We start from the raw sequence: 21381 nt of genomic DNA on the forward strand, positions 1-21381 counted from the left end.
CGCCCGCCAGGCCGAAGGCCTGACCCCACCAGACACCAACTGCGACGGCCGGCCGGAACACCCGCCCCCCGCAGCGCGCACAAAAGCCCGGCCCCGGACTCGTTCAAAACACAACCCGAACAACCGCCCCGGGACCCGCTCAAAACACAAGCCCGAACAACCGCCCCGGCCCGCAACATGAACAGGCAGCCGCACAAACGACCGATCATCCGAGCCGCTCAGGACACGGCGCGAGTGGCCGGCTCACGCGAACGGTCCGCGCCGCGGAGAGGTTATTCGTTCTGGGGAGGAGTGGAGGCGGGGGCGCACTTGAGGTCGGTTTCGGGTTTGTAGACGGTCTTCTTCGTCTCCCGTTTGACCTCTTTGCCGTTCTTCTTGAAGACACGGGTCACGTCGATCGTGAAACCCTGCTGGCCGACCATCGGGATGCATTTGGGGCCGCTGGCGGTCGCGCTCTTGAACGGCGTGATGTCGTAACGCTCGGAGGAGATCGACTCGATGTCGTAGCGCTTGGTGCTCCAGAAGGCGACCGTGACTCCGCTGTTCGTGAAGGAGGTCTTCACCAGCACGCCGTACTTGGAGTCGTTCTTCCAGCGGAAGTCGGGCTCGGGCCAGGAGACCGTGGACTCGCGGCCGGCGGGGTAGCGCGAGATGTAGAACTCGTGCGCCACGTGCTGGACGTCCTCCAGGCCGCCGAAGAACACCGCGTTGTACATGGTGGTGACGAACTGGGAGATGCCGCCGCCCACCGAGTCGACCAGCCGGCCCCCCTCGATCATGGGCGCCGGGACGAAGCCGCGGGCCGTGTCGCGCTGGCCGATGACGCTGTTGAGCGAGAAGGTCTCGCCGGGCTGGACCAGGTAGCCGTCCAGGAGCTTGGCGAGAGTGCGGATGTTGGTCACCCGGGGCGGACAGCAGTCGTACGGCGTGGTGAACTCGCTGATTTTCTCCTTGATGCCGAGCTTGCGCACCTCGGCGTCGGAGACCCGAGGCTGGACGGTCGTGAGGGCGACCGGGATGGTACGGCTGCCGCCTTCGGCGACCATCTGGGCCACTGCCTCGGCGAGCTTGTCGTCATCGATGCCTTTGCCCTTGCGGCCGGGCACCAGCTTCGGTGTGCCGCCGACGATCTGGAAGGTGGGTTCGCGGGGAGCCATGGCCGGGCCGACCAGGTTCTTCTCCACGGTCGCCACCGCGCTCTTGGCGTCGAACGCCGGGCGCATGCCGCCGGAGCCGTCGGGCTTGAAGGACAGGTGGGCGGCGAGGACGTCGGTGGTGAGCTGTGCCTGCTTGCCCCCGTAGGTCAGGGTGATCGGGCCGGACAAGGCCTTGCTCGCCTCGGCGGCGGCCTTCCTGACCACCTCGTCCGTGACCTTGGGTTTGATCACCGAGACCGGAAGCTCGACCTCGCCGCCGGAACCGAGGAAAGCCTTCCTGATGGCACCGGCCGCGGCCTCCCGCTCCAGCTCGCGCCCGTCGCGGGGCGCCACGGCCACCGGCTTGACGCCCTCGAAGGTGACCGCCCCGTCGCGAACCTTGATGTCGATCTTCCTGGCCAGGTCCTCGACGGCGGTCTTCATCTGATCGGCGTCGGCGGAGACCTTGGGGCTCAGCTCGGTGGTGCCGGTCAGCGCGCGCCAGACCTCCAGCGGGGAGGGGAAGTCGCTGGGCGCCTGGTCGATGGTGGCGACGACGTCGAGCTCCAGCCCGGCCTCTTCGGGATCGAAGGAGTATCGCTTACCCGCGGCGCGGACGGCCATCTCCTTGCCCGCCGCACCGGCCAGCTTGTCCCTGAGCCTGTCCGCCGCCTCGGTCGCGGTCAGCCCGCCGATGTCGACGCCACGGACCTGGGTGCCGGGCAGGATCTTGCCGGACATGATGACGGCGGGCGCGGCGTAGGCAAGGCCGACCAGCACCATCAGGAGCACGACGGCGACCGCGAACCTCCGCCCCCAGCGGCGCGGGGGCCGCGCCTCGTAGCCGGATGACTCCGACGGCGGGGGGCCGCCGTTGCCGTCGGGCGCGAGAGAGGGTCCCCCGTGTGGGGGCCCCTGCCGGAGGGGACGCTCGGGTGGGGCGGCCATCCGCCAGGGCTGGGGCGGCGGGGCGGCGGGCGGCAGCCCGGCCGACCCTCCGGCGGATTCGGCCGCCTGACCGAATCCCGAGGGGCCGAAAATGTCGGGCGAGACACCCGGGGGAAGCCGGGACTCCCGGCCGGACTGGCCGCCGGGAGGGGATTTGGGCCCGCGGGCGCCCGGGGAAACAGGACCTGAGGGAAGGGGCACAGCCGCGAACGGGTCCGTCGGTGGGCCTATCGACGCTCCGGCGTTCCGGTTCTGCACGGCCTCCGTCTCCTCCTGCCTCACTGCTTCTACCTCGGCAACCCTAAACCACAACGATCGGCCGACGCCCTGAAAGAAGTAACAAATCAACCCGTCCACCGATAGCGATGTTCGGGTCTTCCGGCGGTGCCGTACCTCGGCCGGAGTTCCGCCTGGCCCGCCGCGCACAAATATTCCAGATAACGGCGGGCACTGACCCGTGACAGCCCGGTGAGCAGTGCCGCCTCGGCCGCCGAGATGTCGGTGCCGGTCTCCTTGAGCGCGTCGGAGACCAGGGCACACGTGGTGACGGACAGCCCCTTGGGCAGTGGTGGTGGTCCGCCTCTGGTCGTGCCGAACAACCGGTCCACCTCGTCCTGCCGGACCTCGGAGCCGATGGTGGCGAGCCGCCTGTGGACGTGGGCGTACTGCTCAAGGCGCTCGGTGAGCGCTCCGGCGGCGAACGGCTTGATCAGGTAGTTCACCGCGCCGCCGCGCATGGCCGCGCGGACCGTGGCCACGTCGTGCGCGGCTGTGATCACCAGGACGTCGACCGGGCGGGAAACGCTCCTGAGCGCCATGAGCACATCGAGACCGGACATGTCCGGCAGATAGATGTCGAGCAACACCAGATCGGGCTGATGCTCGGCCGCCGCGGCGATCGCCGCTCTCCCGGTGTGCGCGGCGTGGACCACCGTGAACCCGGGCACCCGCGCCACGTAACCGCTGTGGATCCTGGCCACCATGAAGTCGTCGTCCACGACCAGCACGCGGATCATTTCGGCGCCTCCGCTTTCATGGCTTCGCCCTGCTCGAACACCCGTCCGCCGGCCTTGTTCACGTCCTCGCGACCGGGCAGAAGGGCCGTGAAGACGGCACCGCCCGCGTTGTGCACCCGCACCCAGCCGCCCCGTCGCGAACACGCCTGGCGGGTCAGGGCCAGGCCGAGACCGCGCGGGCCCGAACGGGCGACCTTGGTGGTGAAGCCCTCGCGGAACACCTCGTCGACCAGCCCGGGGACGATCCCCGGGCCGGAGTCGCCGACGCGGATGTGCAGGCCGTCCGACTCGGTGCGAACCGACACATCGACCGTTCCCCCGGTCTCCTCCAGCGCGTCGAGGGCGTTGGCCACCAGGTTGCCGACGACCAGCACGGCGTCGTGCGGGTCGCCGAGCGCGCCCTCCTCCACCCGGCAGTCCTCGGCGAGCGTCAGGGACGCGCCCCGTTCGGCCGCCTCGGCGGACTTGGCCAGCAGCAGTGCGGCCAGCGTCGGGTCGGCGATCTTCTCCCGGATGCCGGCCGCGTGCCGGCCGCAGTCCTCGGAGGTCCGGGTGATGTAGCTGACCGCCATCTCGTGCTCGCCGAGTTCAAGCAGGCCGACCAGCGTATGCATCCGGTTGGCGAACTCGTGGGCCTGGGCGCGCAGCGCGTCGGTCGTACTGCTGGCCTGGTCGAGCTCGCGTGCCAGCCGTACGAGCTCGGTCCGGTCGCGCAAGGTGACCACCCAGCCGCTCTGCTGCTCGCGGACCGCCACCGGAGTCCGGTTGAGCACCAGCACCCGGTCGCGGTGGAGCACCACCCGGTCGTCACCAGAGTCGACGCCGTCCAGCACGTCGCGCATCCGGTCCGACAGGGGCATCTCCCGCAGGTCCCGGCCGACGTCCTGGTGGGACAGGCCGAGCAGGTCGCGGGCCGCGTCGTTGACCAGTGTCACCCGGCCCTGCAGGTCGAGGGCGAGCACGCCCTCCTTGACCCCGTGCAGCACGCCCTCGCGCTGTTCGAGCAGGGCCGCGATCTCCCGGGGTTCCAGCCCGAAGGTCTGGCGGCGGACCCGGCGGGCGATCAGTCCCGTGGCCGCGGATCCGGCGAGGAGTACGGCCAGCACGGTCCACAGCAACGGCGGCAGCGCCGTGCCGAGCTGACCGGCGACGGTGTCCTCAAGGACGCCGACCGAGGCGAGTCCGATGACCCGGCCGGAGAAGTCGAAGATCGGGGCCTTGCCGCGCACCGAGCGGCCGAGTGTGCCGGTCTGGATGCCGGTCCAGGCGCGGCCGCTGGTCAGTATCTCCGAACCGTCGGTGGACAGTTTCCTGCCGATCAGGGCCGCGTTCGGATGCGCGTAGCGGACCTGCTCCCGATTGGCGATCACGACGTAGTCGGCGCCGGTGGCCGCCTGCACGCCGGCCGCGATCGGTTGCAGGACCAGTTCGGGCCGGGGGGCCGCGAAGGCCGCGCGCACCTGGGGCAGCCCCGCGACGGACTCGGCGATCGCGAGTGCGCGCTGCTGGTACTGCTGGTCGAGCTGGCCGCGGGTGTGCTCCACCCAGACGCCCGCCGTGCCGCCCACCGCGAGAAACACGATCACCATCTGCAGCACGAACAGCTGGGTGCCGAGGGAGGCGTTGATTATCCGTCGCACGAGTGAACTCCCTGGTCAGGGACATTATGAAAACAGGTGGAGGTAACAGCGAGGTCGCGATATTCGTGACCAATACGACCGATATGACGGCAAGCTCGCAAAGGATCGACACCGCGATCCGGCAGGCTCAGCATCCTCACCACGCCTAGTTCACGCTGTTGGGAGTTCACCATGCGTCTTCGGAGACTCGCCGCCCTCGCGGCTCTGTCCCTCGCCGCTCTTACCGCCTGCGGCTCGGGTTCGGGATCCGGTGTCAGCGCGCTGAAAATCATGGCCCCGGCCTCGCCCGGCGGCGGCTGGGACCAGACCTCCCGCATGGCGGAACAGGCCATCAAGTCGGTCGATCCGTCCCGCAAGGTCGAGGTCTACAACGTCCCCGGCGCGGGCGGCACCATCGGCCTGGCCCAGCTCGCGGGCGAGAAGGGCAACGGCAACCTGCTGATGACCATGGGCCTGGTCATGGTCGGCGCGGTGGAGCAGAACAGGTCGAAAGTCACCCTGGCCCAGACCACGCCCATCGCGAAGCTCACCGAGGAGTACGAGATCGTCGTGGTTCCGGCGGCCTCGCCGTACAAGACGCTGGCCGAGCTGGTGACGGCGTGGAAGGCCGACCCCGCGAAGATCGCGATAGCGGGTGGATCCGCCGGCGGCACCGACCACATCGTGGCGGGCCTGATGGCCAAGGCCGCCGGGATCGATCCCCGGCAGGTCAACTACATCGCCCACTCCGGTGGCGGTGAGGCGCTCAACGCGCTGCTGGGCGAGAAGGTCGCGGTGGGCATCTCCGGCATCGGCGAGTTCGCCGAGCACGTGAAGTCCGGCAAGCTGCGCGCCCTCGGCGTGAGCTCCCCCGCCCGCGTCGGCAGCGTGGACTCACCCACCCTGAAGGAGGGCGGCCTGGACGTCGAGCTGGCCAACTGGCGCGGGTTCGTGGCCCCGCCGGGACTGGACGACACCGCCACGAAGAACCTGACCGACCTGGTCACCAAGATGCACGACTCGCAGGCCTGGAAGGACACGATGGCCAAGAACGGCTGGGCCGACGCCTTCCAGACCGGCCGGCCGTTCGCCGACTTCCTCACGGCCGAGCAGGCCAAGGTCAAGACCGTCATCGCGGAGATGGGGCTCGTCTCCTGATGCACTCCACCGAAGATCCGACCGGCGCCGCCGACCGTGGCGCCGGTCCGGCACTCTCATGGCGGCGCCCCGAGCTCGTTCTGGCCCTGGTCGTTCTCGGACTCGGCGTGTTCGTGATCGTGGGAACCGCCGACGTCACCGCCGCGGGTTCCTCGCTCGGGCTGGGACCCCGGTTCTTCCCGATGATCGTCGGTTCGGCGCTGCTGCTGATCGGGCTGTTCTACGCGATCGACGTGGTCCGGGGCGGCCACGGCGACCCCGAGGAGAGCGAGGACGTCGACACCGGCGCACGGGCCGACTGGCGGACGGTCGCCCTGGTCAGCGCGATCTTCCTGGCCTTCGCCGCACTGCTGGACCTGCTCGGCTGGATCATCGCGGGCGCGCTGCTCTTCTTCGGGCTCTCGGTGGTGCTCGGGGCCACCCGGCGGCTGCAGGCAGGCGTGATCGCGATCCTGCTGTCCACCGGCAGCTACCTGGCCTTCGTCAAGGGCCTGGGCGTGACGCTGCCCGCCGGGCTGCTGTCGGGGGTGATCTAGGTGGAGTCGTTCCAGCTGCTGATGGAGGGGTTCGCGACCGCGCTGACCCCGGTCAACCTGCTGTACGCGCTGGTCGGCGTCACCCTCGGCACGCTGGTGGGCGTGCTGCCCGGCATCGGCCCCGCCATGACCGTGGCGCTGCTGCTGCCGATCACCTTCAGCGTCCCTCCGGCCAGCGCGTTCATCATGTTCGCCGGGATCTACTACGGCGGCATGTACGGCGGGTCGACCACCTCGATCCTGTTGAACACGCCCGGTGAGAGCTCCTCGATGATCACCGCGCTTGAGGGCAACAAGATGGCCAAGCGGGGCCGGGCCGCCCAGGCCCTGGCCACCGCCGCGATCGGTTCCTTCGTCGCGGGCACGATCGCCACCGCGCTGCTGGTCGTCGCGGCGCCCGTGGTGGTGGACTTCGCGATCTCCTTCGGCCCCGAGGACTACTTCGCGCTGGCCGTCCTGGCCTTCACCGCGGTGTCGTCGGTGCTGTCACGCTCGGTCGTGCGCGGGCTGGCCTCGCTGGGCCTCGGCCTGGTCATCGGGCTGATCGGCATCGACCAGCAGACCGGTCAGGCGCGGCTGACCCTGGGCGTCGACCAGCTGCTCGACGGCATCGACGTGGTGATCGTCGCGGTCGGCCTGTTCGCGCTGGGCGAGGTGCTCTACGTCGCCTCCCGGCTGCGGCACAGCGAGCCGGAGGTCATCCCGGTCGGCCGGGCCTTCCTCGGCCGCTCCGACTGGTCCCGGTCATGGCGGCCGTGGCTGCGCGGCACCGCGCTCGGCTTCCCGTTCGGGGCACTGCCGGGAGGCGGCGCGGAGATTCCCACCTTCCTGTCGTACTCCGTCGAAAAGCGCCTGGCCCGCGGGGTCGCCCGCGAGGAGTACGGCAAAGGCGCCATCGAGGGTGTCGCCGGCCCCGAGGCCGCCAACAACGCCTCGGCCGCGGGCACTCTCGTCCCGCTGCTCACCCTGGGCCTGCCCACATCCGCGACGGCCGCGATCCTGCTGGCCGCCTTCCAGCAGTACGGCCTGCAGCCCGGCCCCCAGTTGTTCGATCACAACCCTGCGCTGGTCTGGGGCATGGTCGCCTCGCTGTTCATCGGCAACACCATGCTTCTGGTGCTCAACCTGCCGCTGGCCCCGCTCTGGGCCCGGGTGCTGCACGTCCCCCGGCCCTACCTCTACGCCGGGATCGTGCTGTTCGCCACCCTCGGCGTCTACGCGCTGAACTCCTCCTCGGTGGAACTGGTCATCCTCTACGTCCTGGGCATGCTCGGCTTCGCCATGCGCCGCTTCGGCCTGCCGGTGGCTCCGGCCGTGATCGGCATGATCCTGGGCCCGATGGCCGAGATCCAGCTCCGCCGGGCGCTGGCCATCGGCGCGGGCGACGCGACGGTTCTGGTCAGAAGCCCGATCGCGGCGACGCTGCTGGCGGTCTCGTTCCTGGTGCTGCTCGCCCCGCTCATCAGGAAGTCGGCCGCGCGCCTGTCGCGCGCCGCCTAGGGACTCGCCGTACGAGGCCTGTTTCGTGGACCACCGTCATGGTGAGGATCCACGAAACAGGCTTCGGGCCATCGGACGCCGGGCGTTCACCAGATGGTTCATGGCTTCGCCGTACCGCCGTATGCGAAAGCGGCAGGCCCGCTTTTCCGCTCCGTTTCGCGGAAGTGAGGCCCGCCTTTCTACTCCGACTCCGGAGATTCGGTCTCCAGGGAGTCGGCGGACACCTCCGCCAGGCGCCTGCCGTCTTCCGTCGCGAAATAGGAGCAGGACGCCCACCCCGTGGTCCCTACGGGCAGTCCCGATGTCGACCTGCCGCCCAGGCGGAACTTGCACCAGCTGCTCGACAGGTTCGCGTTCAGTATCTGCCCGTAGTCCCCGTAGTAGAGCAGGCCGATCACGCGCGACCCCCCGGCGCTCGACCGCAGGCGGACGCCGTCGGCGACGACGACGGCGTCCACGGACGCGGCCGCGTCTGTGGAGGAGAGACCCGGCATGGCGGCTTGGGCGGGACCGGCGGCGATCAGTGGCCCGCCGAAAACGGCCGACGCCACAGCCGTAATTGCCAGAAACCTTTTCACGCGCGTTCTCCAATCCTGGGACCGAGCAGCACCAGAGAGAAAGGTGAAACTAACGTGATTACTGTGCAAGTAGGCAACAATTGAGTCAATACGTGCTTGAGATGAAAAATCACGATTACCACATTGAGAAAGGCCCGCCGATCTCTTGATCGGCGGGCCTTTCTCAATGAGCTATCGGAAAACGTCCCTCACGAACCGTTCACGGCATCCGCCGCGAGCTACTCGGAGACGCCGAGCTTCTCCAGGATGAGCTCGCGGGCCCGGCCCGCGTCGGCCTTGCCGCGGCTGGCCTTCATCACACCGCCGACCAGGGCGCCGACGGCGGCGATCTTGCCGCTGCGGACCTTGTCCGCAGCGTCGGCGTTGCCGGCCAGCACCTGGTCGATGATCGCCATCAGTTCACCCTCGTCGTTGACGATCTGCAGGCCGCGCGCGGCCACCACATCATCGGGGGAGCCCTCGCCGTTCAGCACGCCCTCCAGCACCTGGCGGGCCAGCTTGTCGTTCAGCGCTCCCCCGGCGACCATCGCGCACACCCGGGCGATCTGGTCAGGGGTGATCGGCAGCTCGCTGAGCGGGATCGCGGCCTCGTTGGCCCTGCGCGCCAGCTCGCCCATCCACCACTTGCGGGCGTCCGCGGGCGGAGCGCCGGCGGCGACCGTCGCCTCGACCAGGTCGATGGCGTCGATGTTGTGCATGGACTGCATGTCGAGGTCGGACACGCCCCACTCCTGCTGGAGCCGCTTGCGCCGTACGCTCGGCAGCTCGGGCAGCGCGGCCTTGAGCGAGGCCACCCACTCGGTGTCCGGAGCGATCGGCACCAGGTCGGGCTCGGGGAAGTAGCGGTAGTCCTGCGCCTCTTCCTTGGAGCGGCCCGAGGTGGTGGTGCCGGTGTCCTCGTGGAAGTGGCGGGTCTCCTGGACGATCCGGCCGCCGCCCGCCAGGATCGCGGCCTGGCGCTCGATCTCGCCACGGACCGAGCGCTCGACGCTGCGCAGCGAGTTCACGTTCTTGGTCTCGGTACGGGTGCCCCACTCCGAGGAGCCCCGAGGCATGAGGGAGACGTTCACGTCACACCGCATGGAGCCTTCCTCCATGCGCACGTCGGAGACGCCCAGCGTCCGCATGAGCTCGCGCAGTTCGGTGGCGTAGGCGCGGGCGACCTCGGGGGCGAGCCGATCGGTGCCCGGGATCGGCTTGGTGACGATCTCCACCAGCGGGATGCCGGCGCGGTTGTAGTCGACGATCGAGTAGTCCGCGCCGTGGATCCGGCCGGTCGCACCGCCCACGTGAGTGGACTTGCCGGTGTCCTCCTCCAAGTGAACCCGCTCGATCTCGATCCGCACGACCTTGCCGTCCACTTCGACGTCGAGGTAACCGTCGAAGCAGAGCGGCTCGTCGTACTGGCTGATCTGGTAGTTCTTCGGCATGTCCGGATAGAAGTAGTTCTTCCGGGCGAAACGGCACCACTCGGCGATCGAGCAGTTGAGTGCCAGGCCGATGCGGATCGTCGACTCGATCGCCTCCGCGTTGGCCACCGGCAGCGCACCCGGCAGGGCCAGGCAGACCGGGCAGACCTGGGTGTTCGGCGCGGCACCGAACGTGGTCGGGCAACCGCAGAACATCTTCGACGCCGTGCCCAGCTCGACGTGCGTCTCCAGGCCGAGCACCGGCTCGAAGCGCTCCAGCGCCTCGTCGTACGGCATCAGCGTTTCCGTGCTCATCGGTTGTTCACCATTCCTCTTCCGCTACGCGTGCTCATTGGTCGTTCGGCGTTCCTGTTCGCTTCGCGGAGCGTCCGTCCCTCGCGCGCCGCTCCACTCATTACGTCGGGCTCTCTCGCGCCCATTGGTCGTTCACCGCCCCCAGCTCACAGGTAACCGAGTCCCTTCAATGCGTTCCTCGTCTCGGCGACCCAGTCCGCGTATGTGGGCACCTGGGCCAGGACCGCGAGGTCGATGTTGCGTCCTATGTATTCGAAGTAGTCGCGGATCGGCCTGCCCCGCCGGGGGACGGTCGCGGCCAGGATCTCGCCGGGGTCGGCGATCCTCTCGACGTCACGAGGCCGGCCGGGCAGCAGGCTGAGGTCGCTGCCCTCCAGGCCCGCCCACACGCCGGGATCCGCGAGCAGCCAGGTCTCCGTGTCGCCCAGGCCGATCACCGGCACCAGGTAGTGCGAGTGGTAGCGGACGCCGTCCGCCCTACCACCCATCTTGCCGCGTTCTCGTTCGTACTCGTGCGTGAAGAGCAGATGGCAGTCCGCCGCGAGCTCCTCCAGCGCCGTGACCATGTTCTCCCGGTCGCACGTGACGACCTGCGTCGCCTCGACGTCGACCACGTGCGGCGACATCCAGGTGAGTTCGCGGAGTTGCCGGGAGATCACAATGCCGAGGAAGCCCCTGTCGGACTCCCCTTCCGCGATCAGTCCGGGAACCAGAGGGCGGCTCATGCCGCCGCGCCCAGATATCTGCGGACCTGCCGCGGCGACACGAAAGTGCCCGGTTCACCGTCCGGCTGGACCGGTTTGGCCACGGTCACCCGCGACACCCGGTCGTTGTCGGGATCGACGCGGACCGCGGTGTCCAGGAAGGTCAGCGCGTCCGGATCGGTCTGGTAGATCTCGGCGACCACCACCGGGGAGTGGCTGGTGAGGATCACCTGCCGGAACGGCTCCCCGCCGCCGGGCTCGGTGATCCGCTGCCGGACGCGCCGCAGCAACTCGCCCAGGCGGCTCGGGTGCACGCCGCTCTCGATCTCCTCCACCAGCAGGGTGCCCGGGTGGTCCGGGTCGTGCAGGGCGGTGAGCAGACCGAGGATCCGCAGGGTCCCGTCCGACAGCAGCGCCGCCGGCACCGCTCCCTGGCCGTCGACGACCAGGTCGAAGGAGCACTCCGCACGATCGAGGCGAGGGATCAGCCCGACCACGTCGGGGATGACGCCGGCGAGATCGACCGTGAGATCGGCCAGTGCCGCCGACCCCGCCATCCGCCCAAGCACCGCGGCGAGGTTCGCACCGTCGGTCGCGAGCGGCCCGCGATCGTCCGGAGCGCACCGGCGGCGCATGGCCTGCGGCGACGGGGCGTAACGGCGCCACGACTGGACCGTACGGCGAGACGTGGTCTCCGGATCCGGATCCTCGATCATGAGCTCCAGCAGCTCCTCCGGAAGGTGGTGGGCCACATGGCTGACGACCACCCCGCTGGACCTCGGGATCCGGAGAACCATCTCCGCGCCCACGTCGAACCGGATCGGCACCAGCGCACCGGGTTCCGGGGCGACCAGGGCCTCCACCGAGACGCCGAACCCGGGAACGGGAGTTCCCTGCACAACCCGGTGGAACTGCTCTCCGGGCAGGCCACGGCCCGCGGCGAGCAGCCCGCCGGAGCCGGTGATCTCGTCCGCGACGAACCCGATGGCGTCGAACAGGTTCGACTTGCCGCTGGAGTTGGGACCGACCAGCGCGAGAAAGGGCGGCACGTCGAGGACGAAGTTCAAGAATGACTTGAACCCGTCGATCTCGATTCGAGTGATCATGCCGCCGTTCCCCCTGTCGCCCCGTCGTCCCGAAAAGCCCTACAGCGCCGGGGCCTTGGACAGCAGGCTGCCGCCCCAGCGGTCTTCAAAGGCCTTCTCCACCGCGGCGGCGACTCGGTAGCAACGGTCGTCGCCGAGCACCGGGGCCATGATCTGCAACCCGACCGGCAGCCCGTCTTCGTCCGCCAGGCCGACCGGCACCGAGATGGCCGCGTTGCCCGCCAGGTTGGTCGGGATGGTGCACAGGTCGGCGAGATACATCGCCATCGGGTCGTCGGCGCGCTCGCCGATCGGGAACGCCGTGGTCGGCGTGGTCGGCGAGATGAGCACGTCCACCTGGTTGAAGGCGGCCTCGAAGTCGCGCGCGATGAGCGTCCGGACCTTCTGCGCCTGGCCGTAGTAGGCGTCGTAGTAGCCGCTGGAGAGCGCGTAGGTGCCGAGGATGATGCGCCGCTTGACTTCGGGACCGAAACCGGCGGCCCTGGTCAGCGCCATGACCTCCTCGGCGCTTCGCGTGCCGTCGTCGCCGACGCGCAGGCCGTACCGCATGGCGTCGAAACGGGCCAGGTTGGACGAGCACTCCGACGGGGCGATCAGGTAGTACGCCGGGAGGGCCGTGGTGAACGACGGGCAGGAGATCTCGACCACCTTGGCGCCGAGGGACTCCAGCAGCTCCACGCTCTCCTGGAACCGGGCGAGCACACCGGCCTGGTAGCCGTCGCCGCCGAACTCCTTGACCACACCGACGCGCAGCCCGGCCACGTCGCCGTTGCGCGCCGCCTCGACGACCGAGGGCACCGGGGCGTCGATGGAGGTGGAGTCCATGACGTCGTGTCCGGAGAACGCCTCGTGCAGCAGCGCCGCGTCCAGCACGTTGCGGGCGAAGGGGCCGGGCGTGTCGAGGGAGCTGGCGAAGGCGATCAGACCGTAACGGGACGAGCCGCCGTAGGTCGGCTTCATGCCGACGATGCCGGTGACCGCCGCGGGCTGGCGGATCGAGCCGCCTGTGTCGGTGCCGGTGGACAGCGGGGCCTCGTAGGCCGCGACCGCCGCGGACGAACCTCCGGAGGAGCCGCCCGGGATCCGGGACAGGTCCCACGGGTTGCGGGTGGGGCCGTAGGCCGAGTTCTCCGTGGAGGAGCCCATCGCGAACTCGTCGAGGTTCGTCTTGCCGAGGATCACCAGGCCCGCTTCACGCAGGCGGCGCGTCACGGTCGCGTCGTACGGCGGGCGATAGCCCTCAAGGATCTTGGATCCGGCCGTGGTCGGCATGTCCGTGGTGGTGAAGACATCCTTGTGCGCGATCGGCACACCGGCGAGCGGACCGAGCTTCTCCCCGGCGGCCCGGCGGGCGTCGACGACACGGGCCTGCGCCAGCGTCGTCTCCGCGTCGACGTGGAGAAAGGCGTTGACCTGCGGCTCGACGGCGGCGATCCGGTCGAGGTGGGCCTGGGCGACCTCGACGGCCGACACCTCTCCACTGGCGACCAGCGCGCCCAGTTCGGCGGCGGACTTGTGGATGAGGCTCATGCTTCCTCCCCGAGGATGCGCGGAACACGGAAGCGGTCGTCCTCGACTGCCGGGGCGCCGGACAGCGCCTGCTCGGGCGTCAGGCCGGGCCGCACCTCGTCGGGGCGGTAGACGTTGGTGAGCGGAAGCGCGTGCGAGGACGGCGGGATGTCGTCGGCCGCCACCTCGGCGACGCGGGCGACCGCACCGATGATCACATCGAGCTGGGCGGCGAAGTGGTCGAGTTCCTCGTCGGCCAGCGCCAGCCGGGACAGCCGGGCGAGGTGAGCGACCTCGTCGCGGGTTATGGCGGACATGAGTCGTTGAACCCGTTTCGTGGAATGGCAATTGGACACTGTCATCTTAGGGCTCGTGACCTAACGTGCCTGACTCATTAACGCCGGGGTGACCGGCTGAAGATCCGCTACCGGGCGCCTTCGGGCCCTGCCACCGCCCTCCCCCTCTCCGAGCGGTCAGGGACACTAGGCCGTCTGGGCGTCGAGAACCTCGGTGGAGCGCAGGAAGCCGAAGCCGGGCGTAGCCGGGTCACGGTGTTTGCGGAGCCAGACGGTGGCGTCGGCGGCGGACATGGGTTCGGCGAACAGCCAGCCCTGGGCGAGGTCGCATCCCATGCCGGCCAGGCGGGTGGCCACCTCGGCCGACTCGACGCCCTCGGCGACCGAGCGCAGGCCCAGGGAGCGGACCAGATCGACGATGGAGCGGACGATCCGCTCGTCGTCCTTGGATTCGCAGATCCGCCGGACGAACGAAGCGTCGATCTTGACTTCGGCGACCGGCAGCCGTTGCAGGCGGACCAGCGAGGAGTAACCGGTGCCGAAGTCGTCCAGTGCCAGCGGCACGCCGAGCGAGGAGAGGGCACGGACCGCGTCGGCGGTGTAGGCCTGGTCGGTCATCAGGACCCGCTCGGTGACCTCCAGCTGGATCGCCTTGGGCGGCAGCCGGTATTGCGCCAGGCCCGACTCCAGCCGCTCGGGGAGGGCGGAGTCGAGCAGGTCGCGGGCGGAGACGTTGACCGAGATCTGCTCGTGCAGGCCGGTGTGCCACCAGTGGGCGGCCTGTTCCAGGGCCGCGTCGATGACGTATTCGGTGAGGTGCCGCATCAGGTATGACTGCTCGGCCATCGGCACGAACTCGCCGGGCGGGATCATCCCCCTCTCCGGGTGGCGCCACCGCAGCAGCGCCTCCACGCCCCGCACCTGCCCGCCGGCCAGGTCCAGCTTGGGCTGGTAGTGGAGCCGTAGTTCGGAGCGGTCGATGGCCCTGCGCAGGTCACCGAGGAGGTTGAGGCGTTCGGGGCTGTTCCGGTCTTTCTCGGCGACGTAGATCTCCACGCCCGTCCGGCCTTCTTTCGCCAGGTACATCGCCACGTCGGAGCGCTGCATCAGCAGTTCGAAATCCGGCGCGTGATCGGGGTAGAGCGCGATGCCGACCGAGGCGTCCAGGTCGAAGGTCATCCCCTCCAGGCGGACCGGCTCGGTGAGGGCCACCCGGAGGCGCGCCGCCACCTCCCTGGCCGCGGCGGCGTCTCTGATCGACGGCAGCAGCACCGCGAACTCGTCGCCGCCGAGCCGGGCCACCACGTCGCCCGGCCGTACGCTGTGGGTGAGCCGGTGCGCCACGATCTGCAGCAGCCGGTCGCCCACCAGGTGCCCGAGCGTGTCGTTGACCTCCTTGAACCGGTCGAGGTCGAGCAGGAACAGCCCGACGCGCTCGCCCGCCCGCGCCTCGGCGAGCGCCTCCTCGGTGCTGACCACGAGCATCTTGCGGTTGGGCAGCCCGGTGAGCCCGTCATGCGTCGCCTGGTGATCCTGGCGGACCGACAGGGTGGCGGTGAAGTAGACCGCGGCCATCGGCGCGACGAACAGCGGCACCAGCGCCGGGGAGTGGTTCATCACCACCACGACCAACGGGGCCAGGCCCAGCAGCCCGGCGTAGACCATGCTCTGGTGGCCGATCGTGGTCCTGATCACCCGGTGGATCGACCGCCGCTCGTGCAGCGCCACCGCACCGGAGACCAGCAGCGCCCGGACCACGAAATAGGCGAGCCCGGCCAGCCCGATCGCGAGCATGTCGGTCCCCTTGGGCACCCAGGAGGCCGCCGGAACCGGTCGGCTTCCGACCATCCCCAGCACCATCCCGGCGGCCGTGCAGGCCAGCGTCGCCTGTGCGATGTTGAACATGACCCGGTGCCATGCCTTGCGGGTCACGGCGGCGTTGACGAGCATGCTGACCGTCTGCATCAGAACGGCGATCGGCAGCCCGTAGTGGAGCAGCGCGGCGAAAGTGAACATCGTCGACGGATAGGTGCCGCCCACCGTCATCGACGACGACAGCAGCACCGGCCGCAGCTCGCCCAGCACGACCAGGACCGCCAGCATCCAGAACAGCGGGCTGCGGACGTGGTCTGCCAGCTCCGCCGGATCGATCCGCCATTGCGCCGCGATGAGGGCGATGAACCCGGTGGTGATGACGGCGGTGAGGTAGGCCCACAGAGGTGAGCCCACGCGCGGTCCGGTGTCCCGCGTGTCGTTAGGGTCGGCCATGAGTAACAAAACCCCCATTAGTTCACTATGGGAGAGTACGGCCTCTGGGCCACTTCGCGAAACCGATTGCGCACGTTCCGTTACGAGTCATTTTCGCTGTTCGTCCCACTAAGGTCCCCGCTGCTCCAATACGGCCCCTGTCTATCGGGGCCCCGCTGCTCCGATACGGCCTCGTCTCCTACGGCCCTCGCCACCCCGATATCGCCCCGTCCGCCGCGATCTCCGTTGCCCCGGTACGGCCTCGTCTCTATGGCTCCCGTTGCCCCGGGTACGGCCTCCGTCCTCCTGATCTACTCTTCGGGCTTGACCGCCATCCCGGCGGCAGCCTCGGAACCCTCGGCCAAAAGGACCCGCAGGCCGTTCTCGTCGAGGATCGGCACCCCGAGCTTGACCGCCTTGTCGAACTTGGACCCGGCGTTCTCCCCCACCACCACGAAGGAGGTCTTCTTCGACACCGAGCCCGACACCTTGCCGCCCCGGCTCGCGAGCGCCTCACCGGCCTCGTCGCGGGTGAAGGCCGCCAGCGTGCCGGTCACGACGAAGGTGAGCCCGGCCAGGGTCTGCGGGAGCTGCTCGGCCGACGGCTCGTCCTCCATCCGGACCCCGGCGGCCTTCCACCGGGCGATGATCTCCTGATGCCAGTCGACCCCGAACCAGTCGCGGATCGCCGCGGCCACGCGCGGGCCGACGCCCTCGACCGCGGCGAGCTCCTCCTCCGAGGCGTTCGCGATCGCGTCGATCGAGCGGAACTCGGCGGCGATCGCCTGAGCGGTGGGCGGGCCGACGTGCCGGATGGAGAGCGCGAGCAGGACCCGCCAGACCGGCTGGTCCTTGGCCTTCTCCAGCTCCTCCAGCATCTTCTCGGCGTTCTTGCTCGGCTCGCCGCTCTGGTTGGCGAAGAAGGAGACGACCTTGGGCTCGCCCGTCTCCGGGTCAGTCTTGGGCAGCCCGGTGTCGGGGTCGCGGACGACGGAGCGGATCGGCAGCAACCGCTCGATGGTCAGGTCGAACAGGTCTGCCTCGGTGCGGACCGGGGGCTCCTGCGGTGGCAGCGGCTGGGTCAGCGCGGTGGCCGCCACGTAGCCGAGACCTTCGATGTCGAAGGCCTTGCGCCCGGCCGCGAAGAAGATCCGCTCACGGAGCTGGGCGGGGCACGTCTTGCTGTTGGGGCAGCGAAGGTCGGCGTCGCCCTCCTTCTCGTAGGCCAGCTCGGTGTCGCACTCCGGGCAGTGCGTCGGCATCACGAACTCGCGCTCGGTGCCGTCGCGCAGGTCCGCGACCGGACCGACGATCTCGGGAATGACGTCGCCCGCCTTGCGCAGCACCACGGTGTCGCCGATGCGCACACCCTTGCGCGCGACCTCGGAGGCGTTGTGCAGCGTGGCGCGCTCGACGGTGGAACCCGACACCACGATCGGTTCCATGACGCCGTACGGCGTGACCCGGCCGGTGCGGCCCACCCCCACCTGGATGTCCAGGAGCTTGGTGTTGACCTCTTCCGGCGGGTATTTGTAGGCGATCGCCCACCGCGGCGCCCGGCTGGTGGAGCCCAGGTTGCGCTGGAGCTCGATGCGGTCCACCTTCACCACGACGCCGTCGATCTCGTAGGCGGGGTCGTGACGATGCTCCCGGTAGAACTCGATGAAGGCGTTGACGCCGTCGATGTCGTCCACGACCTTGTAGAGGTCGCTGACCGGCAGGCCGAACTTCTTGAGCCGCTCGTAGACCTCGGACTGGGTCCGGGGCGCGGCGGCGCCCTCCCACTTGCCGACGCCATGGACGATCATGTGCAGCGGGCGCTGCGCGGTGATCCGCGGGTCCTTCTGGCGCAGCGAGCCGGCGGCCGAGTTGCGCGGATTGGCGAACGGCGCCTTACCCGCCTCGACCAGCTGCTCGTTGAGCTTCCTGAACCCTTCGACGGACATGTAGACCTCGCCCCGGACCTCGACCAGGTCGGGCACGTCGTCGCCGGTCAGGCGGTGCGGCACGTCCGCGATCGTGCGCACGTTGGCCGTCACGTCGTCGCCGACGCGGCCGTCGCCCCGGGTGGCGGCCCGGATCAGGCGGCCCTTCTCGTAGACCAGCGCGATCGCCAGGCCGTCGATCTTCAGCTCGCACAGGTAGGGCGCCGGATCGCGCTCGGCCAGCCGCTCGGCCCGCGCCTGCCAGGAGACCAGGTCGTCGGCGTTGAAGGCGTTGTCCAGGCTCTCCATCCGCTGCAGGTGCTTGACCGGCCTGAAGTCGGCGGAGATCGGCGCGCCGACCTTCTGCGTCGGCGAGTCGGGGGTGCGCAGGCTCGGGTTGTCGTCTTCCAGGCGGCGCAGCTCGCGCATCCACGTGTCGTACTGAGCGTCGCTCACGGTGGGTGAGTCGAGCACGTGATAGCGCCAGTTGGCCTCCTCGACCAACTCGGTCAGCTCCGCGTGCCGCTCCAACGCCGCCACCGGAACGCCCTCGACCTCAGCGCTCATCTCCAGCTCTCCCCTCATCAAGCAAACCCAGGTCGTCAAGCAAACCCAGGCAAACGCTACCGCCGGGCACCGACATTGTGAGGCGGCCTTACCTGGAGATGGGCAACCCCGGGGCCGGGCTCCCGCGGCGGCCGGTGCGCGTGACGGGGTACGGCGGGCCGCCCGCGGCCGGCCGTCCCACGGGCCCCGGAGCCTCACGGCCGCTCCGGGCCGGATCAGACGGGGGCGGAGGCGGGGCAGGGGCGGAGGCGGGGGCGGGGGCGGTCATTCGCCCGGGTCGTCTCTCAGCACCCGGGCGGCCTCACGGCATTTGGCCAGGGCCGCCTTGGCATAGGCGGGAGAGGCTCCGGCCAGCCCGCAGGCGGGGGTGAGCACGACCTGATGGGCCAGGGTCGCGGAGGAGAAGCCGAGGCGGCGCCACAGCTTCACGGCGGGCCTGGCGACCACGCCGACGTCGGGCAGGCGGGAGTCCACACCGGGCACGACGCCGAGGAAGAAAGCCGTCCGCGCCTCGATCGCCTCGCCGATCGCGTCCTCGTCACGCCGCTTGAGCAGGGAGGCGTCCAGCGAGACACCCCTGACACCCGCCTTGCGGAGGACGTCGAAGGGCACGTCCGGGGCGCAGCAGTGCACGATCGTGAACGCGTCGGCCGGCAGCACCGACCTGAGCCGGTCGGCGGCGATCGGGGCGTCCACGGCGGGCAGCCGCCCGAAGCCCGAGGCGGTCGGCACCGTGCCCGAGAGGACGCCGGGCAGCCCTGGCTCGTCGAGCTGGACCACGATCGCCGAAGCGCCCGGAACTCTTCGCCGCACGTCGGCGACATGGGCGGCAAGCCCCTCGGCGAAGGACTCCGCCAGGTCGCGCACGGCTCCGGAGTCGGCGAGCGTCTTGTCGCCGTGCCGCAGCTCGATCGCCCCGGCCAGCGTCCACGGCCCGGCCGCCTGGATCTTGAAAGGCCCTTCGTATCCCTGGGCCGCCTCCTCCAGCGCGTCGAGATCGCGCTTGAGGTGGTCACGCGCTCGCTTGAAGTCGCGCCCCGGCCGGTCGGCGAAGCGCCAGCCGGACGGCTGCACCTCCACGGGAAGGTCCACCAGGAGCGACGCACCGCGTCCGATCATGTCGGCGCCGACGCCGCGCGCGGGCAGCTCCGGCAGGTACGGCAGCGCGGGCAGTTCGCCGAAGACGACCCTGACCGCCTCCGCGTGGTCCTCCCCCGGATGCGATCCGACGCCGGTCGCGGTCGCCTCGCCCCATGGATATTCGCTCATGCCCGCTCCCCGCCACCGCTCGTCGAGACGCGGGCGATCGCCGCCGCACTCACCCGCCCGCCTCGCTCGTTCACGACAGCCAGCTTAGGACCGCCGGTCGCAGCCTCCCGCCAGAGCAATCTGTCTCTCTCGTGACGGTGATTGATCAGTTGAGTAGAGTCTTGCCGGCTATCCATCCGTATTTGGGGGCGTATGGTGATCGGTCGGACGCTCGTCGCGTTGTCGTTACTGATCGCGGTCGTGGCCCCGGCGGCCCCGGCGGCCGCGACCGGGACCGCCGCGCCCGGGAGCGCCGCGCCCGGCAAGTGCTCACCCGGACGGGGTACGGCGAGCATCGCGGAGACCTGGGGCCAGCGGTCGCTCAACCTGCCCGAGGTGTGGCGGCTGACCCGGGGGGCCGGGGTGACCGTCGCGGTCGTCGACACCGGCCTGGACACCTCGCACCCCCAGTTGACGAGGGGCGTCGCGGAGGACGTCACCAACACCGGGGCACGCGACTGCCTGGGTCACGGCACTCAGGTGGCGGGCCTCATCGCCGCGGCGCGGAAGAAGGGGTCCCCCTTCGCCGGGGTCGCGCCGGAGGCGAGGCTGATCTCCGTCAAATACACCGACGAGGAGCGCGGGCAGGTAGGCCTCATGGCGCTGGCCATCGTGAAGGCCGTCCAGCTCGGCGCCGATGTGATCAACGTGTCGACCCAGGCGAGCGACAACACCGACCTGCGCAACGCGGTCGCCTACGCCCTGGCCAAGAACGTGGTGGTGGTCGCCGCGGCCGGCAACGTCAACAAGGAGGACGGCTCTCCCGTGCCGGCCTATCCGGCCTCCTATCCCGGGGTCATCTCCGTCGGCTCCTCCGGTCCCAACGGAAGAAGGGCCGACTCCTCGAATCCGGTCACGCCCGTCACAGTGCTGGCTCCCGGCACGCAGATCACCAGCACCTGGCCCGGCGGCCTCTACAACAAGGAGAACGAGGATGACGAGGGCACCAGCTTCGCCTCGGCGTACGTGGCCGGGGTCGCCGCGCTGGTCCGCGCCCGCCATCCGCTGCTGACCCGCGAGGAGGTGGCGCGGCGCATCTCCCAGACCGCCAACGGCGGCGTCGGGGCCGGAACCGGCTCGGGGGTGGTGAACCCGTTGCTGGCCGTATCGGCGATCTTCACCTCGGACGCCGTGGCGCTCGCGCCGCCGGAGCCCGCCCCCCTTCCGCACGACGCCATACGGCCCGCGCCGCCCGAGGACACCGCGAGCATCACGATCGCGATGCGGATCGCCCTCATCGCGCTCGCCGCCGCCGTTCTGTTCACCCTGGGTAGCGTCATGATCCCGCTGGGCCGCCGTCGCGGGTGGCGGGCCGGAAGTCTGGAGAACGAGTCATGAAAGAGATGTGAAATCAGTCAACTGTCGGGCTCATGTTTGCTTTGATAGCTATAGATCAACTTATAGATAGCTTTACCGGTAGTTGAGGTGGAAGGAATGCAATGGGCGGTTTGAACCCATTACTGCCTGAAGATCCTGAGCGCATAGGCGTCCACATCCTTGTCGG

The 21381-nt window shown here is 69.8% G+C and carries 16 protein-coding genes; 4 read left to right on the forward strand and 12 right to left on the reverse strand.

Annotated features, from left to right (window positions below):
- Positions 1 to 272: 272 nt before the first annotated feature.
- The 3 genes from ACFY2X_RS22700 to ACFY2X_RS22710 all read right to left on the reverse strand — a co-directional run bounded on the left by ACFY2X_RS22700 (position 273) and on the right by ACFY2X_RS22710 (position 4740).
- Positions 273 to 2366 carry a VanW family protein gene (locus tag ACFY2X_RS22700; RefSeq protein WP_389940716.1) on the reverse strand — a complete coding sequence of 698 codons (2094 nt, stop codon included), beginning with the start codon at positions 2364 to 2366 and terminating at the stop codon, positions 273 to 275.
- A 62-nt stretch (positions 2367 to 2428) separates the two neighbouring features.
- Positions 2429 to 3100, reverse strand: coding sequence for a response regulator (locus ACFY2X_RS22705; protein WP_389940718.1), 672 nt, complete (start codon positions 3098 to 3100; stop codon positions 2429 to 2431).
- The gene (locus tag ACFY2X_RS22710) at positions 3097 to 4740 is read right to left on the reverse strand and encodes an ATP-binding protein (protein ID WP_389940720.1); all 1644 of its coding nucleotides are present in this window, start codon (positions 4738 to 4740) and stop codon (positions 3097 to 3099) included. Before ACFY2X_RS22710 ends, ACFY2X_RS22705 begins: the two co-directional genes overlap by 4 nt.
- A gap of 171 nt (positions 4741 to 4911) precedes the next feature.
- On the opposite strand from ACFY2X_RS22710, the gene ACFY2X_RS22715 reads away from it, so the two are divergent.
- From ACFY2X_RS22715 to ACFY2X_RS22725, 3 genes are read left to right on the forward strand one after another with little or no spacing between them, the layout of a single operon-like run.
- Positions 4912 to 5877, forward strand: a complete 966-nt coding sequence (locus ACFY2X_RS22715) for a Bug family tripartite tricarboxylate transporter substrate binding protein (RefSeq protein ID WP_389940722.1) — start codon at positions 4912 to 4914, stop codon at positions 5875 to 5877.
- Positions 5877 to 6413 (forward strand): tripartite tricarboxylate transporter TctB family protein, encoded by a 537-nt coding sequence (locus tag ACFY2X_RS22720; RefSeq protein ID WP_389940724.1) that lies wholly within the window; start codon positions 5877 to 5879, stop codon positions 6411 to 6413. Before ACFY2X_RS22715 ends, ACFY2X_RS22720 begins: the two co-directional genes overlap by 1 nt.
- Positions 6414 to 7913 (forward strand): tripartite tricarboxylate transporter permease, encoded by a 1500-nt coding sequence (locus ACFY2X_RS22725; RefSeq protein ID WP_389940726.1) that lies wholly within the window; start codon positions 6414 to 6416, stop codon positions 7911 to 7913.
- 179 nt (positions 7914 to 8092) lie between these two features.
- On the opposite strand, the gene ACFY2X_RS22730 is transcribed toward ACFY2X_RS22725, so the two are convergent.
- The 9 genes from ACFY2X_RS22730 to ACFY2X_RS22770 form a co-directional block, all read right to left on the reverse strand.
- Positions 8093 to 8464: a hypothetical protein gene (locus ACFY2X_RS22730; protein ID WP_389940728.1), complete on the reverse strand. Its 372-nt coding sequence runs from the start codon at positions 8462 to 8464 to the stop codon at positions 8093 to 8095.
- Between the two features lie 245 nt (positions 8465 to 8709).
- Entirely contained in the window at positions 8710 to 10215 is a 1506-nt protein-coding gene (gene gatB, locus ACFY2X_RS22735) for an Asp-tRNA(Asn)/Glu-tRNA(Gln) amidotransferase subunit GatB (RefSeq protein ID WP_389940730.1), read from the reverse strand.
- 146 nt (positions 10216 to 10361) lie between these two features.
- Positions 10362 to 10940: a hypothetical protein gene (locus ACFY2X_RS22740; RefSeq protein WP_389940732.1), complete on the reverse strand. Its 579-nt coding sequence runs from the start codon at positions 10938 to 10940 to the stop codon at positions 10362 to 10364.
- Positions 10937 to 12025, reverse strand: a complete 1089-nt coding sequence (locus ACFY2X_RS22745; RefSeq protein WP_389940734.1) for an AAA family ATPase — start codon at positions 12023 to 12025, stop codon at positions 10937 to 10939. The genes ACFY2X_RS22740 and ACFY2X_RS22745 overlap by 4 nt, the downstream gene beginning before the upstream one ends.
- A gap of 39 nt (positions 12026 to 12064) precedes the next feature.
- Positions 12065 to 13555, reverse strand: coding sequence for an Asp-tRNA(Asn)/Glu-tRNA(Gln) amidotransferase subunit GatA (gene gatA / locus ACFY2X_RS22750; protein ID WP_389940736.1), 1491 nt, complete (start codon positions 13553 to 13555; stop codon positions 12065 to 12067).
- Positions 13552 to 13851 carry an Asp-tRNA(Asn)/Glu-tRNA(Gln) amidotransferase subunit GatC gene (gene gatC / locus ACFY2X_RS22755; protein ID WP_030913706.1) on the reverse strand — a complete coding sequence of 100 codons (300 nt, stop codon included), beginning with the start codon at positions 13849 to 13851 and terminating at the stop codon, positions 13552 to 13554. Before gatC ends, gatA begins: the two co-directional genes overlap by 4 nt.
- A 165-nt stretch (positions 13852 to 14016) precedes the next feature.
- A complete protein-coding gene (locus ACFY2X_RS22760; RefSeq protein WP_389940759.1) occupies positions 14017 to 16098 on the reverse strand; it encodes a putative bifunctional diguanylate cyclase/phosphodiesterase in 2082 nt (693 codons plus the stop codon).
- A 290-nt stretch (positions 16099 to 16388) separates the two neighbouring features.
- Complete coding sequence (gene ligA / locus ACFY2X_RS22765) at positions 16389 to 18569, reverse strand: NAD-dependent DNA ligase LigA (RefSeq protein ID WP_389940739.1); 2181 nt, start codon at positions 18567 to 18569, stop codon at positions 16389 to 16391.
- Positions 18570 to 18833: 264 nt separating this feature from the next.
- Positions 18834 to 19838 carry a methionine synthase gene (locus tag ACFY2X_RS22770; RefSeq protein WP_389940741.1) on the reverse strand — a complete coding sequence of 335 codons (1005 nt, stop codon included), beginning with the start codon at positions 19836 to 19838 and terminating at the stop codon, positions 18834 to 18836.
- A 192-nt stretch (positions 19839 to 20030) separates the two neighbouring features.
- On the opposite strand from ACFY2X_RS22770, the gene ACFY2X_RS22775 reads away from it, so the two are divergent.
- Positions 20031 to 21215 (forward strand): S8 family serine peptidase, encoded by a 1185-nt coding sequence (locus ACFY2X_RS22775; protein ID WP_389940743.1) that lies wholly within the window; start codon positions 20031 to 20033, stop codon positions 21213 to 21215.
- The last annotated feature ends 166 nt before the right edge of the window (positions 21216 to 21381 follow it).

Source organism: Streptosporangium sp. NPDC000396 (genome assembly GCF_042898655.1).
Classification (GTDB): domain Bacteria; phylum Actinomycetota; class Actinomycetes; order Streptosporangiales; family Streptosporangiaceae; genus Streptosporangium.

Excerpts from the sequence above, each read along its gene's own strand:
- ACFY2X_RS22705 (WP_389940718.1), bottom strand. The coding sequence starts at position 3,100 with ATGATCCGCGTGCTGGTCGTGGACGACGACTTCATGGTGGCCAGGATC.
- ACFY2X_RS22715 (WP_389940722.1), top strand. The coding sequence starts at position 4,912 with ATGCGTCTTCGGAGACTCGCCGCCCTCGCGGCTCTGTCCCTCGCCGCT.
- ACFY2X_RS22720 (WP_389940724.1), top strand. The coding sequence starts at position 5,877 with ATGCACTCCACCGAAGATCCGACCGGCGCCGCCGACCGTGGCGCCGGT.
- gatB (WP_389940730.1), bottom strand. The coding sequence starts at position 10,215 with ATGAGCACGGAAACGCTGATGCCGTACGACGAGGCGCTGGAGCGCTTC.
- ACFY2X_RS22740 (WP_389940732.1), bottom strand. The coding sequence starts at position 10,940 with ATGAGCCGCCCTCTGGTTCCCGGACTGATCGCGGAAGGGGAGTCCGAC.
- ACFY2X_RS22745 (WP_389940734.1), bottom strand. The coding sequence starts at position 12,025 with ATGATCACTCGAATCGAGATCGACGGGTTCAAGTCATTCTTGAACTTC.
- gatA (WP_389940736.1), bottom strand. The coding sequence starts at position 13,555 with ATGAGCCTCATCCACAAGTCCGCCGCCGAACTGGGCGCGCTGGTCGCC.
- gatC (WP_030913706.1), bottom strand. The coding sequence starts at position 13,851 with ATGTCCGCCATAACCCGCGACGAGGTCGCTCACCTCGCCCGGCTGTCC.
- ACFY2X_RS22760 (WP_389940759.1), bottom strand. The coding sequence starts at position 16,098 with ATGGCCGACCCTAACGACACGCGGGACACCGGACCGCGCGTGGGCTCA.
- ligA (WP_389940739.1), bottom strand. The coding sequence starts at position 18,569 with ATGAGCGCTGAGGTCGAGGGCGTTCCGGTGGCGGCGTTGGAGCGGCAC.
- ACFY2X_RS22770 (WP_389940741.1), bottom strand. The coding sequence starts at position 19,838 with ATGAGCGAATATCCATGGGGCGAGGCGACCGCGACCGGCGTCGGATCG.
- ACFY2X_RS22775 (WP_389940743.1), top strand. The coding sequence starts at position 20,031 with ATGGTGATCGGTCGGACGCTCGTCGCGTTGTCGTTACTGATCGCGGTC.